General features: G+C 62.3%; 13 protein-coding genes. 9 read left to right on the top strand and 4 right to left on the bottom strand.

Features of this window, described 5'->3' with window-relative positions; genetic code table 11:
* Window positions 1-6: 6 nt before the first annotated feature.
* The 3 genes from QA637_RS02280 to QA637_RS02290 all read right to left on the bottom strand — a co-directional run bounded on the left by QA637_RS02280 (window position 7) and on the right by QA637_RS02290 (window position 3912).
* Window positions 7-915, bottom strand: coding sequence for a 4-(cytidine 5'-diphospho)-2-C-methyl-D-erythritol kinase (locus QA637_RS02280; protein ID WP_283063158.1), 909 nt, complete (start codon window positions 913-915; stop codon window positions 7-9).
* A 4-nt stretch (window positions 916-919) separates the two neighbouring features.
* Window positions 920-2743 carry a tetratricopeptide repeat protein gene (locus QA637_RS02285; protein ID WP_153438111.1) on the bottom strand — a complete coding sequence of 608 codons (1824 nt, stop codon included), beginning with the start codon at window positions 2741-2743 and terminating at the stop codon, window positions 920-922.
* Window positions 2744-2895: 152 nt separating this feature from the next.
* Complete coding sequence (locus tag QA637_RS02290; protein ID WP_153438109.1) at window positions 2896-3912, bottom strand: polyprenyl synthetase family protein; 1017 nt, start codon at window positions 3910-3912, stop codon at window positions 2896-2898.
* A gap of 109 nt (window positions 3913-4021) precedes the next feature.
* On the opposite strand from QA637_RS02290, the gene QA637_RS02295 reads away from it, so the two are divergent.
* The 5 genes from QA637_RS02295 (at window position 4022) to QA637_RS02315 (ending at window position 7491) form a co-directional block, all read left to right on the top strand.
* Entirely contained in the window at window positions 4022-4243 is a 222-nt protein-coding gene (locus tag QA637_RS02295; protein ID WP_283063162.1) for a putative signal transducing protein, read from the top strand.
* 52 nt (window positions 4244-4295) lie between these two features.
* Window positions 4296-5069 (top strand): tRNA1(Val) (adenine(37)-N6)-methyltransferase, encoded by a 774-nt coding sequence (locus QA637_RS02300; protein ID WP_283063164.1) that lies wholly within the window; start codon window positions 4296-4298, stop codon window positions 5067-5069.
* Between the two features lie 85 nt (window positions 5070-5154).
* On the top strand, window positions 5155-6021 hold the full coding sequence (locus tag QA637_RS02305) for a S49 family peptidase (protein ID WP_283063166.1): 867 nt from the start codon (window positions 5155-5157) through the stop codon (window positions 6019-6021).
* Window positions 6022-6232: 211 nt separating this feature from the next.
* Entirely contained in the window at window positions 6233-6424 is a 192-nt protein-coding gene (locus QA637_RS02310) for a hypothetical protein (protein ID WP_153438102.1), read from the top strand.
* Between the two features lie 104 nt (window positions 6425-6528).
* On the top strand, window positions 6529-7491 hold the full coding sequence (locus tag QA637_RS02315; RefSeq protein WP_153438100.1) for a glycine--tRNA ligase subunit alpha: 963 nt from the start codon (window positions 6529-6531) through the stop codon (window positions 7489-7491).
* Between the two features lie 43 nt (window positions 7492-7534).
* On the opposite strand, the gene QA637_RS02320 is transcribed toward QA637_RS02315, so the two are convergent.
* Window positions 7535-7738 (bottom strand): hypothetical protein, encoded by a 204-nt coding sequence (locus QA637_RS02320; protein ID WP_283063168.1) that lies wholly within the window; start codon window positions 7736-7738, stop codon window positions 7535-7537.
* 250 nt (window positions 7739-7988) lie between these two features.
* On the opposite strand from QA637_RS02320, the gene QA637_RS02325 reads away from it, so the two are divergent.
* From QA637_RS02325 to QA637_RS02340, 4 genes are all read left to right on the top strand, one after another.
* Window positions 7989-8537, top strand: a complete 549-nt coding sequence (locus tag QA637_RS02325; protein ID WP_283063169.1) for a LemA family protein — start codon at window positions 7989-7991, stop codon at window positions 8535-8537.
* Window positions 8538-8559: 22 nt separating this feature from the next.
* The gene (locus tag QA637_RS02330) at window positions 8560-10500 is read left to right on the top strand and encodes a DUF2207 domain-containing protein (RefSeq protein ID WP_283063170.1); all 1941 of its coding nucleotides are present in this window, start codon (window positions 8560-8562) and stop codon (window positions 10498-10500) included.
* Between the two features lie 104 nt (window positions 10501-10604).
* Window positions 10605-12770 carry a glycine--tRNA ligase subunit beta gene (glyS, locus tag QA637_RS02335; RefSeq protein ID WP_283063172.1) on the top strand — a complete coding sequence of 722 codons (2166 nt, stop codon included), beginning with the start codon at window positions 10605-10607 and terminating at the stop codon, window positions 12768-12770.
* A 100-nt stretch (window positions 12771-12870) separates the two neighbouring features.
* Window positions 12871-13737, top strand: coding sequence for an AraC family transcriptional regulator (locus QA637_RS02340; protein WP_283063174.1), 867 nt, complete (start codon window positions 12871-12873; stop codon window positions 13735-13737).
* The last annotated feature ends 23 nt before the right edge of the window (window positions 13738-13760 follow it).

Here is a 13760-nt window from a genome sequence, read left to right on the forward strand (position 1 = left end):
TGGGTGCTAATCTCTCCGTGTAGTTCGCGCGGCGCAAACGTACCATTCCGGATGGCTGGCGGAAATACGCTCGGCGGCCCGATGCGCGCTTTCGTCGCTGTCGAACAGCCCGAAGCAGGTGGCGCCGGAGCCGGACATGCGCACAAGCGTGGCGCCCGCCGCCTTCAGGCTAACGGACACCTCCTCGATCACCGGAACGAGCCTCCGCGCCGGCGCCTCCAGATCGTTGCGCATATCGCCCATCGCCGACAACCATTCCGCCGCCGTGTTCATGCCTTTCGGCAGGCCGAGCGGTGGATTCACCTTGTTTACGAGCGTCCGGAAGATCATCGGCGTCGAGACGGCGACCAGCGGATTGACGAGAACGATTGCAAAGGATGGGAGATCAGGAAGGGCGGTGATCTCCTCGCCGATTCCCTCGGCGAGAAGCGGCCGGCCATCGAGGCACATCGGCACATCCGCCCCGAGTTCGAGCGCAACGGCACCGAGCCTTGCCGGCTCCACGGACGCGCCCCACAGTGTAAGGAGACCACGAAGCGTTGCCGCCGCATCCGCCGAACCGCCGCCAATGCCGGAGGCCACCGGCAGGTTCTTTTCGAGATGGAGATGGACCGGACCGGCGGCGATGCCTCGTGACATCAGGTCTCTTCGCAGCAGGTCGCGCGCGCGCAGCACCAGATTGCCGCCCGTTTTCTCCGCCGAAAGCGGCAACCCGTCCGCAAAGCGCCCGGACACCGTGAAGCGGTCGGCGTCAGCCGACGCAAGCCCGATCCGGTCGCCGCAATCCGCGAAGGTAACGAGGCTTTGGAGAAGATGGTGGCCGTCGGCGCGCTGGCCGACGACATGCAGCGCCAGATTGATCTTGGCGGGCGCCGCGCATGTCAGCGCGAAGCCCGGAATGCCGTCCAAATGCATATTCTCAGGATTTCTTGCCCGGCGTCGCGGGCCCCGTCTTCTTCGGCAACTCCTTGGCGTCGGCCGCGGCAGGAACCTGCGGCTTGACGGGCGGCAAGCCGTTTTCGATCTTTGCCTTGATCTTCGGAATTTCTGCTTCCTCGGGCTTCAATTCCAGTGCCTGATTCCACTGGAATACCGCTTCGAGCTTGCGTCCGACCCGCCAGTAGGCATCGCCGAGGTGGTCGTTGATCGTGGCATCGCCCGCCATCAGCTCGGCCGCCCGCTCGAGTTCTGTTACCGCATCGTCGAACCGGTTCATCCGGAAATAGGCCCATCCGAGCGAATCGACGATGTAGCCGTCGTCGGGCTTGAGCTCAACGGCCTTGCGGATCATGTTTAGGCCCTCGTCGAGGTTAATGTTCATGTCGACCCAGGAGTAGCCGAGATAGTTCAGGACCTGCGGCTGGTCCGGATTGAGCTCCAGCGCCTTGCGGAAATTCGGCTCGGCCTTCTCCCAGATCTTCTGCCGCTCGTAGGCGATGCCGCGCTGGAAGAACACGGTCCAGTCGCCGCGTTTCGGTACCGGACCGATGGCCGCCACGGCGCGGTCGTAGACTTCGCCCATCTCCTTGTAATCCTTGGCGTCCGACAGAACGCTGCCATAGGCGAGATAGTTGCGGATATTCTTCGGATCGACGTCGATCAGCGCTCTCAGGTGCTTCTTGGCCTCATCGACCTTGCCGACGCTGGCAAGGCTAAGGCCAAGCTGGAGCTCGGAAAGGCGGCGCATCGGAGAACCTTCCGGCACGCTCTTGTAAAGCGCAATCGCTTCATCCTGCTTCTTCAGGTTTTCGGCAATGCCGCCGAGCATGACGAGGATGTCGGCACTTTCCGGATCGAGCTGGCGTGCAGTCTGCAGATAAAGCGAAACGACGTCTTCCGCGCCTTCGCGATTGAGTGCGCCTCCGACGGAAAAGAGCACGGCGGCGGCGCCTTGTACGGCGGTGCGAACCTGCTGTTCCTGAGGCTTGCCTTCCTCGATGCTCTTTCTCAGCGCCTCGAGCGGCGTGTAGTTGTTGACCATACCTTCGCCGACGGCAATCGTGTCGAGCGCCTTTTGCTTGTTACCCTCGCGAGCCTCGAAGCGTGCCAGTGCCTCGACCGAACGCATGAATGTGTCCGGGGCGGCGCTGCCGCCTTCTCGGTCGAGAATGGCGTCGTTGAGCCGTGCGCGTGCCGTTGCCTTGTCGCCGGCGGCAAGCGCGATCGCGCCGGCGTGATAGTTCTTGAAGACACGGAACCATTCCGGGCCCTCAAGCGCCTTGATCTGCGCGAGCGCTTCCTTCGGCCGCCCCTGGCCGAACTTCGCCCAGGAGGACAGAAGCGTATTCATCAGCCGGTCGAGATCGTTCGGGCCGTCATAGGCGAGGAGCTTCTGGGCGCTGCGGTATTCGCGCTTGCGGATCGCCTCGATGGCACGGACCACCGTCGTGATCCGTTCGACGGCCGGATCGGACTTGAGGTCGTCGGCGATCTTGACGCCCTCATCAAGCTTGCCTGCCATGAGCAGCGTGATCATCAGCCGCTGCTTGACGTCGTTGTTGTCCGGTTCCAACCGCAGGGCAATCTTGTAGAGCTCGGTTGCTGATGCGAAGTCGCGATCCACATCGGCCGTGCGGGCGGCGAGAAATGCGCCGGAAAAGGTGTCGACCGATCTGATGTCGAAAGGCTTCGTGTCTTCGACGGCCGCCTTTTCCTCGGCAAAAGCCTGATAGCTGCCGGACACTGATGCGAAAGCAAGCAGTGCTGCGCTGCTAAGAAGGCGAAGGAATGTATTTTGCCGCATATCAAACCTTTCATTGCCGACGGTGCGTTTTGCTTCACCGTCGCTGGTTGTTCCGGATCGATCAGAGATTGCCGGAAGCAAGTCTTGAGGAACAGAATGGCTTTTTTGGCGCAACGCGGCAAGAAATTCCTAATATGGAATTGTCCGCCGGTCTAGCTTACTCGATCGATGCAAAAATCGATCACCTCTATCAGCGCTGATTTCCAGGGAGAAGCCGGCAACGGCGCCAATGCGTCACGCGCGATTGTGCCATAATGCTGCGCACGCGCAATCGTGTCGCTCAGCCCGCCATAGCGCCGGATGAGGCCGAGCGCCTTTTCAAGATTGGCACCGTCGCTGTTTCCTCCTTCGATGGCTTCGCGCCAGAAGGTGCGGTCTTCCGGCGTACCGCGGCGATAGGAGAGGATGACCGGCAGCGTGATCTTGCCTTCACGGAAATCATCGCCGACATTCTTGCCGAGTTCGCTCGAAGAGCCGCCGTAGTCGAGCACGTCGTCGACCAATTGGAAGGCCAAGCCGAGGTTCATGCCGTAGGACTTCAGCGCCTTGCGGTTCGCATTGCTGGTTGCCGCGACGATCGGTCCGACTTCCGCCGCCGCCGCGAAGAGTGCCGCCGTCTTGGCGCGGATCACCTGCAGGTAGTCGTCTTCGGTTGTCTCCATGTTCTTGGCGACCGAAAGCTGCAGGACTTCGCCTTCCGCAATGACCGAGGCCGCCGTCGAAAGCACGTCGAGGGCCTCGAGCGAGCCGACATCGACCATCATGCGGAACGCCTGACCGAGCAGGAAGTCGCCAACGAGCACGCTTGCCTGGTTGCCCCAGATCGTGCGCGCCGTCGATTTGCCACGCCTGAGGTCGCTTTCGTCCACGACGTCGTCGTGCAGCAGTGTCGCCGTATGCATGAATTCGACGCTAGTTGCGAGCTTGACGTGGGCGTCGCCCTCGTAGCCGAACAGCGAGGCGGCGGCGAGCGTGAGCATGGGGCGCAGGCGTTTGCCGCCGGACGAAATCAGGTGGTTGGCGACCTCCGGGATCATCTGGACATCGGAGCCGGCCTTGGACAGGATCAATTGATTGACCCGTTCCATGTCGGACATGGTCAGGTCGACGAGCGGCTTCACAGACGCCTGTTTGTTTTTATTGTCTTCCAGCGGTATCACTACGCCCAACGCCCGGACTCCTGTTTCATCGTCGATTTCGACAATAGAAAGAGGGCTTTCAGGCGGCAAGAGGCGAATTGCCTCGCGTGCTTGAAATAAGACAGGAAAACCGAGCCGAATGAAGGAACTGATCCGCACCAACGACGCCGTACTCCTCTCCTTCGCCGAAAGCCTGATGAAGGATGCCGGAATCGGCTGCCTTATTGCCGATCAGGGAATGAGTATTTTGGAGGGCTCGCTTGGACTTTTGCCGCGCCGTTTCATGGTTGCTGAGGATGATGCCGAGAAGGCGAGGCGGATCCTGATCGATGCGGGCCTGGAAAAGGAATTGCGGCAGTGATTTCGGCTTTTCCGGGAACCACTTGCGACCTTCCTTATGGAGGGGCGGTGCAATGACGGCGATGCCGGAAACCGTGGATGCCTTCCACCGCGGCCGATTTCACTTGATTCAGCCGCTGGGCCAGGGGCATCGCTCGGGAATGGATGCGATGCTCCTCGCCTCGCTCGTTTCCTGCCGCGATCGCTGCCGCGTGGCCGATCTCGGCGCCGGTGCAGGAGCCGCCGGCATGGCGGTCGCCTCGAGGCTCGAGGAGGCTGACGTGCTCCTGGTGGAGCGTTCGGCCGTCATGGCCGGTTTCGCTCGCCGCAGTCTCGCACTGCCGCAGAACGCATATTTCGCTTCGAGGGTCTCGGTGCTCGAGGCGGACGTGTCGCTGAACGGCAAGGCGCGCACCGCCGCGGGTCTGCCGGATGATGCCTTCGATCATGTCATCATGAACCCGCCGTTCAACGATGCCGCGGACCGGAAGACGCCGGACAGCCTCAAGGCCGAGGCCCACGCGATGACCGACGATCTTTTCGAGGCCTGGATCAAGACCGCAGGGGCGATCATGAAACCAGGCGGGCAGCTGTCTCTCATTGCCCGGCCGGAGTCGATCGCCGAGATCATCGCGGCATGCGGTCGGCGTTTCGGCGGTATCGAGATCACGCCGCTTCTCCCGCGCGCGGGCGAGAACGCCGTGCGCATCCTCGTGACGGCGATCAAGCAGAGCCGAAAGCGATTGGCTCTGCGCGCGCCGCTCATCATGCACGACGAGGGAACACACCGGTTTTCTCCGGAAGTGGATGACCTCAACAATGGGCGGGCCGCTTACCGCCGTCGGTGATAAAACGTAAGCGAAAAAACGAGGCATTGTGTTTGCGACGGCAGTGCATACATGCAGAACAGGTTTATGACGGGCAGGAGTTGAAATGGCCGGATTCTTGAAAAGGCTGGTGCCGAAGCGGTTCCGCGGGGAGGGATTGACGATCCCGGCGATCCGGCTTCACGGAGCGATCATGGCCGGCGGCGGCCAGTTTCGCCCGGTTCTCAACCTTGCGACTGTGGCCCCGCTTCTGGACAAGGCCTTCTCGGTCAAGGATGCGCCGGCGGTTGCCATCTCCATCAACTCGCCGGGCGGCTCGCCGGTGCAGTCGCGCCTGATTTACCAGCGCATCCGCGATCTCGCGGAAGAAAAGAAGAAGCGCGTCCTCATCTTCGTCGAAGACGTGGCTGCGTCCGGCGGCTACATGATCGCGCTTGCCGGCGATGAGATCATCGCCGATCCGACCTCGATTGTCGGCTCGATCGGCGTCGTTTCCGGTGGATTCGGGTTTCCCGAACTCCTGAAGAAGATCGGTGTCGAGCGTCGCGTCTACACGGCGGGTGAAAACAAGGTGGTGCTCGATCCGTTCCAGCCGGAAAAGGAGCGCGACGTCGAGTTTCTCAAGAGCTTGCAGCTTGAGATCCACGACACGTTCATCCAGATGGTCAAGACCCGCCGGGGAACCCTTCTGGCTGATCATCCCGATATCTTCTCCGGCCTTTTCTGGACCGGTCGGCGTGGGCAGGAACTCGGCCTTGTCGACGCACTTGGCGATATGCGCGGAGAGGTGAGAAGACGCTATGGCGCAAAAACGCGGCTCGAATTGATCCAGCCGGCGCGCAGCCTCTTCGGCCGCCGCCAGCCGGGCGCGGCCGTTGCCGCCGCGATCGCAGCACCCCTGGCGGCATCCGCGGCGGCGGGGCTTGCCGAAGCGCTTGAGGAAAGGGCGCTGTGGGCGCGGTACGGGCTCTAGTGCATGTCGCCCAAAAGTGTGTAGCGGTTTTGGGACAACGACATGCATAAGAGCATGACCTAAGGCGCATCGCATGAGTCCGATTGAAGGCGACGCGCTTTAGGCGCGCTGCTCCACCCCTCGCGTCTGGTCAGGCGCATCAGGTGGAAGTAGAACTTTGAGAGGCTGTATCGCTTCGCCGGAATCGGAGGAAGCGTGCAGAGGAGGAACAATGCCGCAGCTCATCCTGCTCGTGATCATCGGTATTATCGCCTGGCTCGGTTATCGGAAATTCATCGCCGACGCCGAAAAGCTGGCGCGGCAGCGCGAGCGCCTGCGCCGCGAACAGCAGACCGGCGCCAATGGAACTCTTGTCAAGGATCCGAAGACCGGAGAATACCGCCTGAAGCGCGATGACGAGTGAAAGACGCATGCCTCATCCCTGACGCGGATTAGGTAAGACGCTTGACCCTTGCTTTGTGGCATGGCACCTGTCCGGCAAATTTCGAAGAATTCGGACGTGATCCTATGACCACCGCCTCCCTCCCGGACCATATGAACCCAAAGCGCTCCTTTCAGGCCCTGATCCTGACGTTGCACAACTATTGGGCCGATAAGGGCTGCGCTGTGCTCCAGCCCTACGACATGGAGGTTGGCGCCGGTACGTTTCATCCGGCGACGACGCTGCGTGCGCTTGGACCGAAACCGTGGCGTGCGGCTTACGTCCAGCCGTCGCGCCGCCCGACCGACGGGCGCTATGGCGAGAACCCGAACCGGCTTCAGCACTATTACCAGTACCAGGTGCTCCTGAAGCCGAACCCGTCGAACCTGCAGGAACTCTATCTCGGCTCGCTGCGCGCGATCGGCCTCGACCCGCTGCTGCACGACATCCGCTTCGTCGAGGACGATTGGGAGAGCCCGACGCTTGGCGCCTGGGGTCTCGGTTGGGAGTGCTGGTGCGACGGCATGGAAGTGTCGCAGTTCACCTATTTCCAGCAGGTCTGCGGCATCGAGTGCTCGCCCGTTTCCGGCGAGCTGACCTATGGCCTCGAGCGCCTCGCCATGTATGTCCAGGGCGTCGACAATGTTTACGACCTGAACTTCAACGGCCGCGAGGGCGCCGAGAAGATCAGCTATGGCGACGTTTTCCTGCAGGCCGAGCAGGAATATTCCCGATACAATTTCGAATATGCCAACACGGCGATGCTCCATCAGCATTTCATCGATGCCGAGAAGGAGTGCCTGGCACTGCTGGCGGCCGGCGCACCCGGTGACAGCAGCAACAATCGCCTGCATAAATGCGTCTTCCCCGCCTATGACCAGTGCATCAAGGCGAGCCACGTCTTCAATCTGCTGGATGCGCGCGGTGTGATTTCCGTGACGGAGCGCCAGAGCTATATCCTGCGCGTCCGCACGCTGGCAAAGGCTTGCGGCGAGGCGTTCCTGCTGACCGACGCCGGCGGCGCCAACTGGAGCAGGGAAGCAGCATAGTGGACGAGGTCGCCGGCCTCCGCCCGTTTCGATCGAAAGATCGTTAGCGGCACGGGCCTCGGGCGCATCGGCGCGTATCCGTCAACAGCAGACCTGCGACCGGATATATCTCCGCCGACAACTGGCCGCCATAAGTCTGCAGGGCACGGCGCACGCCGTTCGGCCTGTCGCCCTGGGCTCCGCTCGCATAGGCAACGAAGAGGGCCAGGAAGGCGATTACGTTGATGTGGGTTGCGAGCGTTTTCATGGTCCTGGGCTTTTCGTCTTGAGTTGGCCGATGAGGCGAATTTCGCCTATCTTTGGTTTCAGCGCCGTTCCCGGCGGAACAGCTTTGTAGTTGCAGCCAGTGGTCGATTCCGATGTAAGGAAATCGAGCTCGCGCAGGCCAGGCGAGCCGCTCGCAACTTTGTGGCCGCCCGTTGCTTTGATTGCAAAAAATGCCTTTCAAGCCGGAAAGCCGGTGCTAATCTCTGGCGGATTCTCAAGGAGGGGCTTTCATGATCGGACTGGCAATCGGCGTCGCGGTGATCCTTTATCTGGTTTTTGTCTACAACGGCCTCGTCAAGGCGCGGCAGGTCACCGAAGAGGCGTGGTCCGGCATCGATGTGCAATTGAAGCGGCGCGCGGATCTGATCCCCAACCTGATCGAAACGGTGAAGGGCTATGCGGAGCACGAAAAGTCGACGCTTGAAGAAGTCGTCGCGTTGCGCAATCGAGCGCAGGCCATGCCGCAGGGCGACGTTGCCGGCCGGGCCGCCGTCGAAGGCGCTCTTTCACAGGCGCTCGGCAAGCTCTTTGCGCTCGCGGAAGCCTATCCGGATCTCAAGGCCAACGAGAATTTTGCGGAGCTCCAGCGCACGCTTGAGACGATCGAAGGCGAGATCCAGATGTCCCGGCGCTATTACAACGGCGCTGCCCGTGACCTTAACGTGAAGGTCGAAAGCTTCCCGTCCAATCTGATCGCCAATGCCTTCCGCTTTGCCAAGGCCGGTTATTTCGAGATTGCCAACGAAGCGGACCGGGCGGTGCCATCGGTCAAGTTCTGACGATGCGGAGAAGGAAATTGCGATGAAGCGGTTTTCCGCAGCGCTTGCGTTTGTTCTTCTCGTCCTTGTTTGGCCACTCACCGTAGCCGCGCAAGAGTTTATCTCGTCGTTCCATTCGGTCATCGAGGTCGCAAAGGACGGAACGCTCACCGTGACCGAGACGATCAAGGCCAATGTCGAGGGCAACCAGATCCGGCGCGGCATCTATCGCGATTTCCCGCTGACCTTCGCCGATGCGCGCGGCCGGCGCAGCAAGGTCGACTTCGATCTCATCTCCGTGGAACGCGACGGCGAGAAGGAGAGCTACCGCACCGAATCGATCGACGGGGGTATCCGCATCTATACCGGCGAGGCCGACGTGTTCCTGCCGCGCGGGGAACACACGTTCCAGATCACCTATGAGACAAGCCGGCAGATACGTTTCTTCGACGATCACGACGAACTTTATTGGAATGTGACCGGAACCGAGTGGGCCTTCCCGATCGAGGAGGCAACCGCCACCGTCACCTTGCCGAGGGGCGTGAAATCCGAAGCGCTCGACGTGTTTACCGGCGGTTATGGCGCAACGGGCAAGGATGCACGCGCGGTCGAGGAGGGGGACGAGATCTTCTTCGCGACGACACGTCGGCTGCGCCCGCGGGAAGGCCTGACGATCGCCGTCAAGCTGCCGAAGGGCAGCATCGACCGGCCAAGCGCATCCGAGGAAAACATCTGGTGGCTGCGCGACCATCTGGCTCTGGTCATTGCCGGTGCGGGCCTTGTCGTTGTCGCGCTCTACTACGGACGCGCCTGGGTGCGCGTCGGTCGTGATCCGGAGCGGGGCGTGATGGTACCGCGCTGGGACGCGCCGGATGGCATTTCGCCGGCGCTCGTCAACTATATCGACAACAAGGGATTCTCCGGCGAGGGATGGACCGCGCTGTCGGCCGCCGCGCTCAACCTGGCGGTCAAGGGCCATGTTGTCCTTGACGACCTCAAGAAGGCGATCGTCATCACCGCGACGGGCAAGGCGGGTGCCGAAAAGCTGCCGATCGGCGAGGCGGCGCTGATGAAGGCGGTTGGGACTGCGGGCGGCAAGCTCACGATCGATCGGGCGAACGGCAAGACGGTCGAGGCGGCGGGGTCTGCCTTCCGCAGTTCGATGGAGCGGGAACACCGCGGCAAGTACTACCGCGCCAACATCGCATATATTGTCGGCGGCGTCGTGCTTTCGCTGCTTGCCTTGGCCGCGCTCTTCATCTTTGGCGATCTTGGCGAGGAAAGCATTCCGCTGGTCATCGTGCCGGTCTTCATCGCCTTTTTCGTCTCGATTTTCGCCGTCTCCTTTGGCAAGTCGTTGCGGCGCGGGTCGAGCCTCGCGCGCCGGATCATGTCGATCGTGCTCCTCGCCTTCTTCGCCTTCGTGTTCCTTACGATATTTTCCGGAGTCCTGGCTGCCATAGTTTTCTCGGCGACTGGCGCGGACGACCTGCCGCTGCTCTTCGCGGTTGGCGGTATCGTGCTGGTAAATGTGCTTTTCTTCTTCCTGATGGGGGCCCCGACGCCGCTCGGCACCCGGATGATGGACGGGATCGACGGGCTGCGGCAATACATGACGCTCGCCGAGAAGGACCGGATGAACCTCCAGGGCGCGCCGGAAATGTCGCCCCGGCACTTCGAGACGCTGCTCCCCTATGCCGTGGCGCTTGGCGTCGAGAAGCCATGGACGGAGACATTCGACCGCTGGCTGCTTGCCGCGTCCGCGGGCGCCGCTGCTGCCGCTGCCTATCAGCCGAGCTGGTATCACGGCGATTCCTTTGGCCCTGGTTCCTTCGGCGACAGGATCGGCGGGTTCGCCGGTTCGATGGCGGACACCATGACGTCGTCCCTGCCGCCGCCGCCCAAGAGCTCGTCCTCGGGCTTTTCCACCGGTGGTGGCTTTTCCGGCGGCGGCGGCGGTGGTGGTGGCGGTGGCGGCTGGTAGTGCCGTCGCTACAGGCCAATTTCCTTGCCGGGCTTGGTGACTTTTTCATCGGAGCTTGCTAAGTCCGCCGCAACCGTCCGGAACAGAACAAAGTCCAGAGTCCTATGCCTGATCTTCTTATCGAACTGCGCTCCGAAGAAATCCCCGCCCGCATGCAGCGCAAGGCGGCGGGCGACCTGAAGAAGCTCGTGACGGATGCGTTGGTCGAGGCGGGTCTGACCTATGAGGGCGCGCGTGAATATTGGACGCCGCGCCGGCTGACGCTCGATATCCGCGGCCTGAATGCGCGGTCTGCCGATATTCGCGAGGAGCGCAAGGGGCCGCGCACCGACGCCAACGAAAAGGCGATTGAGGGCTTCCTGCGCGGTGCGGGCCTCTCGTCGATCAGCGAGGCCCATGTCCACAGCGATCCAAAGAGGGGCGACTTTTATGTCGCCCATATTCTCAAGCCAGGCCGGGACGCCGAGGAGATCATCGCCGAGATAATGCCGGGGATCATCCGCAATTTCCCCTGGCCGAAATCAATGCGTTCCGGTGCCGCCTCAGCGAAGCCCGGAAGCCTGCGCTGGGTGCGCCCGCTCCAGTCGATCGTCTGCACCTTCGGTTCGGAGACGGAGGAAACCAGGGTTGTTCCGTTCGAGGTCGACGGTATCGTCGCCTCCAACGTGACCTATGGCCACCGTTTCCATGCGCCTGAGCCGATCGCCGTTCGCCGGTTTGCCGATTACGCTGAGAAGCTCGAAAGGGCGAAGGTCGTGATCGATGCCGAGCGCCGCAAGCAGATCATCTCCGCCGACGCCCACAACGTCGCCTTCGCCAGCGGCCTTGAACTCGTCGAGGACGAGGGTCTGCTCGAGGAAGTGTCGGGCCTTGTCGAGTGGCCGCAAGTGCTGATGGGAAGTTTTGAGGAGAGCTATCTCGAAATCCCGTCGGAAATCATCCGCCTGACGATCAAGACCAACCAGAAGTGCTTCGTCACGCGCGAGCCGGGCGCCGAGACGCTGTCGAACAAATTCATCCTCGTGTCGAACATCGAGGCCAAGGACGGCGGCAAGGAAATCGTCCACGGCAACGGCAAGGTCGTGCGCGCGCGCCTCTCGGACGCGGCGCATTTCTGGAAGCGGGACCAGGGCAACCTGCCCGATCTCGAAACGCTCGAGCTGTCCGCGAAGAAATTCGGGCTCGACCTCAGGAAGCCGCTCGACCAGCGCATGGCAAAGCTCGACGCGTTGAACGTGACGTTCCACGCCAAGCTCGGCACGCAGGGCGAACGCGTCGCTCGCATCCGCTCACTGGCCGCAGAACTCACGAAGGTGACTGGTGCGGACATTACTCAGGTCGACCGCGCCGCCGTGCTGGCCAAGGCGGATTTGCGGACCGAAGCCGTCGGGGAGTTCCCCGAGCTTCAGGGCATCATGGGTCACAAATATGCGGTGCTGCAGGGCGAGACATCCGCCGTCGCCAATGCAATCGAGGACCACTACAAGCCCCAGGGACCGTCCGACCGCGTACCGGCCGATCCCGTTGCCGTAACCGTTGCGCTTGCCGACAAACTCGACACCCTTGCCGGCTTCTGGGCGATCGACGAAAAGCCGACGGGCTCGAAGGACCCCTATGCGCTGCGCCGTGCCGCGCTCGGCGTGATCCGGCTCATCCTGGAAGGCAAGACGCGCCTGCCGCTCCGACCTGTTTTCGAAATTGCGCTCGCTGGGCTCAAGGAGCAGAGGCCCGAGGTTGCCGGCGATATTGCTACCGATCTTCTCGCCTTTTTCCATGACCGGCTGAAGGTCTATCTGCGTGATCTTGGCGCACGTTACGATCTGATCGACGCGGTATTGGCCGCGGACGCCGACGACCTGCTGCTGATCGCGCGGCGTGTCGAGGCGCTGACGGCCTTCATCACCGCCGAGGAGGGCAAGAACCTGCTGGCGGGCACCAAGCGCGCAACGCAGATCCTGGCGGCTGAGGAGAAGAAGGGCACGGAAGTCGCCGCTTCCGTCGACGAGCGGCTCTTCAAGCTCGATGCCGAGAGGACCCTCCACGCATCGATCAAGGTCGCGACCGGCGATGCCCGCGACGCGATCGTCAAGGAGGACTTCCGCTCGGCCATGGCGGCGTTGTCGAAACTTCGTGAGCCGGTCGATCAATTCTTCGATGATGTCCTGGTGAATGACGAGGACACAGCGATCCGTGCCAACCGCCTGGCATTGCTGGGGCTCATCCGCTCCGCCACGGGGGCGGTTGCGGATTTCTCGAAGATTGCGGGGTAGCGACTGTCATTCTCGTGCGGTTGACTGCACCTGCTTGGATAGGCCCGCGTCGGGCCCCTTTGCATCGACAAGCGAGAGCAATTGGCCTATTTCGTAGGGCATGACGAGTGAGCATCCGAGTGCAGGTGAGGGCATCATCGAGCCGCTGGCCCGTGAGCACCGCGGCGACTGGATAGCGGTTGCCGACGACGCTATGCCGTTCGAGCGCATCGAAGCCTTCTTCGCCGGCCCGGCCTATGAGCCGCACCGGCACGATACCTACGCCATCGGGCAGACGCTTTCCGGCGTCCAGAGCTTCCACTATCGCGGCGCCGATCGCTTCAGTCTCCCCGGCAGGACGATGGTGCTCCATCCCGACGAGTTGCATGACGGTCATGCGGGCAGCGATGACGGTTTCCGCTACCGCATGATCTACATCGAGCCGGCCGCCATCCAAAGCGTCCTTGGCGGCCGTCCGCTGCCCTTCATTGTCGGCGGCATTTCATCCGATCCGCGGCTCTTTGCAGCGGTTCGCGCGCTCCTGCCTGCAACGGACGCCCGGATCGAAGCGCTGGAGTTCGACGACGGCCTTTTCGAGCTTGCCCATGCGCTCGAAGCCGCCGCCGGCGGCTCTTCGCCCGGCCGCCGTGCGCTGGACTACCGTGCGGCGGAACGGGCGCGGCTCTACCTGCACGATTTGCCGGAGGGCACGGTTACGCTCGAGACGCTTGAGGCAATCAGCGGTCGGGACCGTTGGGGACTTAGCCGCGACTTCCGGCGGCTGTTCGGTACCAGTCCCTATCGCTATCTCGTGCAACGCCGGCTGGAGGCGGTGAAAGCCGATCTGAGACGAGGGACATCGCCCGCAGAGGCTGCGCTGGATGCCGGTTTCGCCGATCAGGCGCATATGAATCGCCACTTCAAGAAGGCCTTCGGTCTTTCACCCGGACGCTGGCTGCGGATGGCGGGCAAACCAGCCTGGAGTTGAACGCTCCGCCTCGCACGATTGTT

It is taken from the genome of Sinorhizobium terangae (assembly GCF_029714365.1).
Lineage (GTDB): Bacteria > Pseudomonadota > Alphaproteobacteria > Rhizobiales > Rhizobiaceae > Sinorhizobium > Sinorhizobium terangae.

Coding starts and splice junctions, on each gene's coding strand:
- QA637_RS02315 (WP_153438100.1), top strand. CDS start 6,529: ATGACCACCGCCTCCCTCCCGGACCATATGAACCCAAAGCGCTCCTTT.
- QA637_RS02310 (WP_153438102.1), top strand. CDS start 6,233: ATGCCGCAGCTCATCCTGCTCGTGATCATCGGTATTATCGCCTGGCTC.
- QA637_RS02295 (WP_283063162.1), top strand. CDS start 4,022: ATGAAGGAACTGATCCGCACCAACGACGCCGTACTCCTCTCCTTCGCC.
- QA637_RS02285 (WP_153438111.1), bottom strand. CDS start 2,743: ATGCGGCAAAATACATTCCTTCGCCTTCTTAGCAGCGCAGCACTGCTT.
- QA637_RS02280 (WP_283063158.1), bottom strand. CDS start 915: ATGCATTTGGACGGCATTCCGGGCTTCGCGCTGACATGCGCGGCGCCC.
- glyS (WP_283063172.1), top strand. CDS start 10,605: ATGCCTGATCTTCTTATCGAACTGCGCTCCGAAGAAATCCCCGCCCGC.
- QA637_RS02305 (WP_283063166.1), top strand. CDS start 5,155: ATGGCCGGATTCTTGAAAAGGCTGGTGCCGAAGCGGTTCCGCGGGGAG.
- QA637_RS02300 (WP_283063164.1), top strand. CDS start 4,296: ATGACGGCGATGCCGGAAACCGTGGATGCCTTCCACCGCGGCCGATTT.
- QA637_RS02340 (WP_283063174.1), top strand. CDS start 12,871: ATGACGAGTGAGCATCCGAGTGCAGGTGAGGGCATCATCGAGCCGCTG.
- QA637_RS02320 (WP_283063168.1), bottom strand. CDS start 7,738: ATGAAAACGCTCGCAACCCACATCAACGTAATCGCCTTCCTGGCCCTC.
- QA637_RS02325 (WP_283063169.1), top strand. CDS start 7,989: ATGATCGGACTGGCAATCGGCGTCGCGGTGATCCTTTATCTGGTTTTT.
- QA637_RS02330 (WP_283063170.1), top strand. CDS start 8,560: ATGAAGCGGTTTTCCGCAGCGCTTGCGTTTGTTCTTCTCGTCCTTGTT.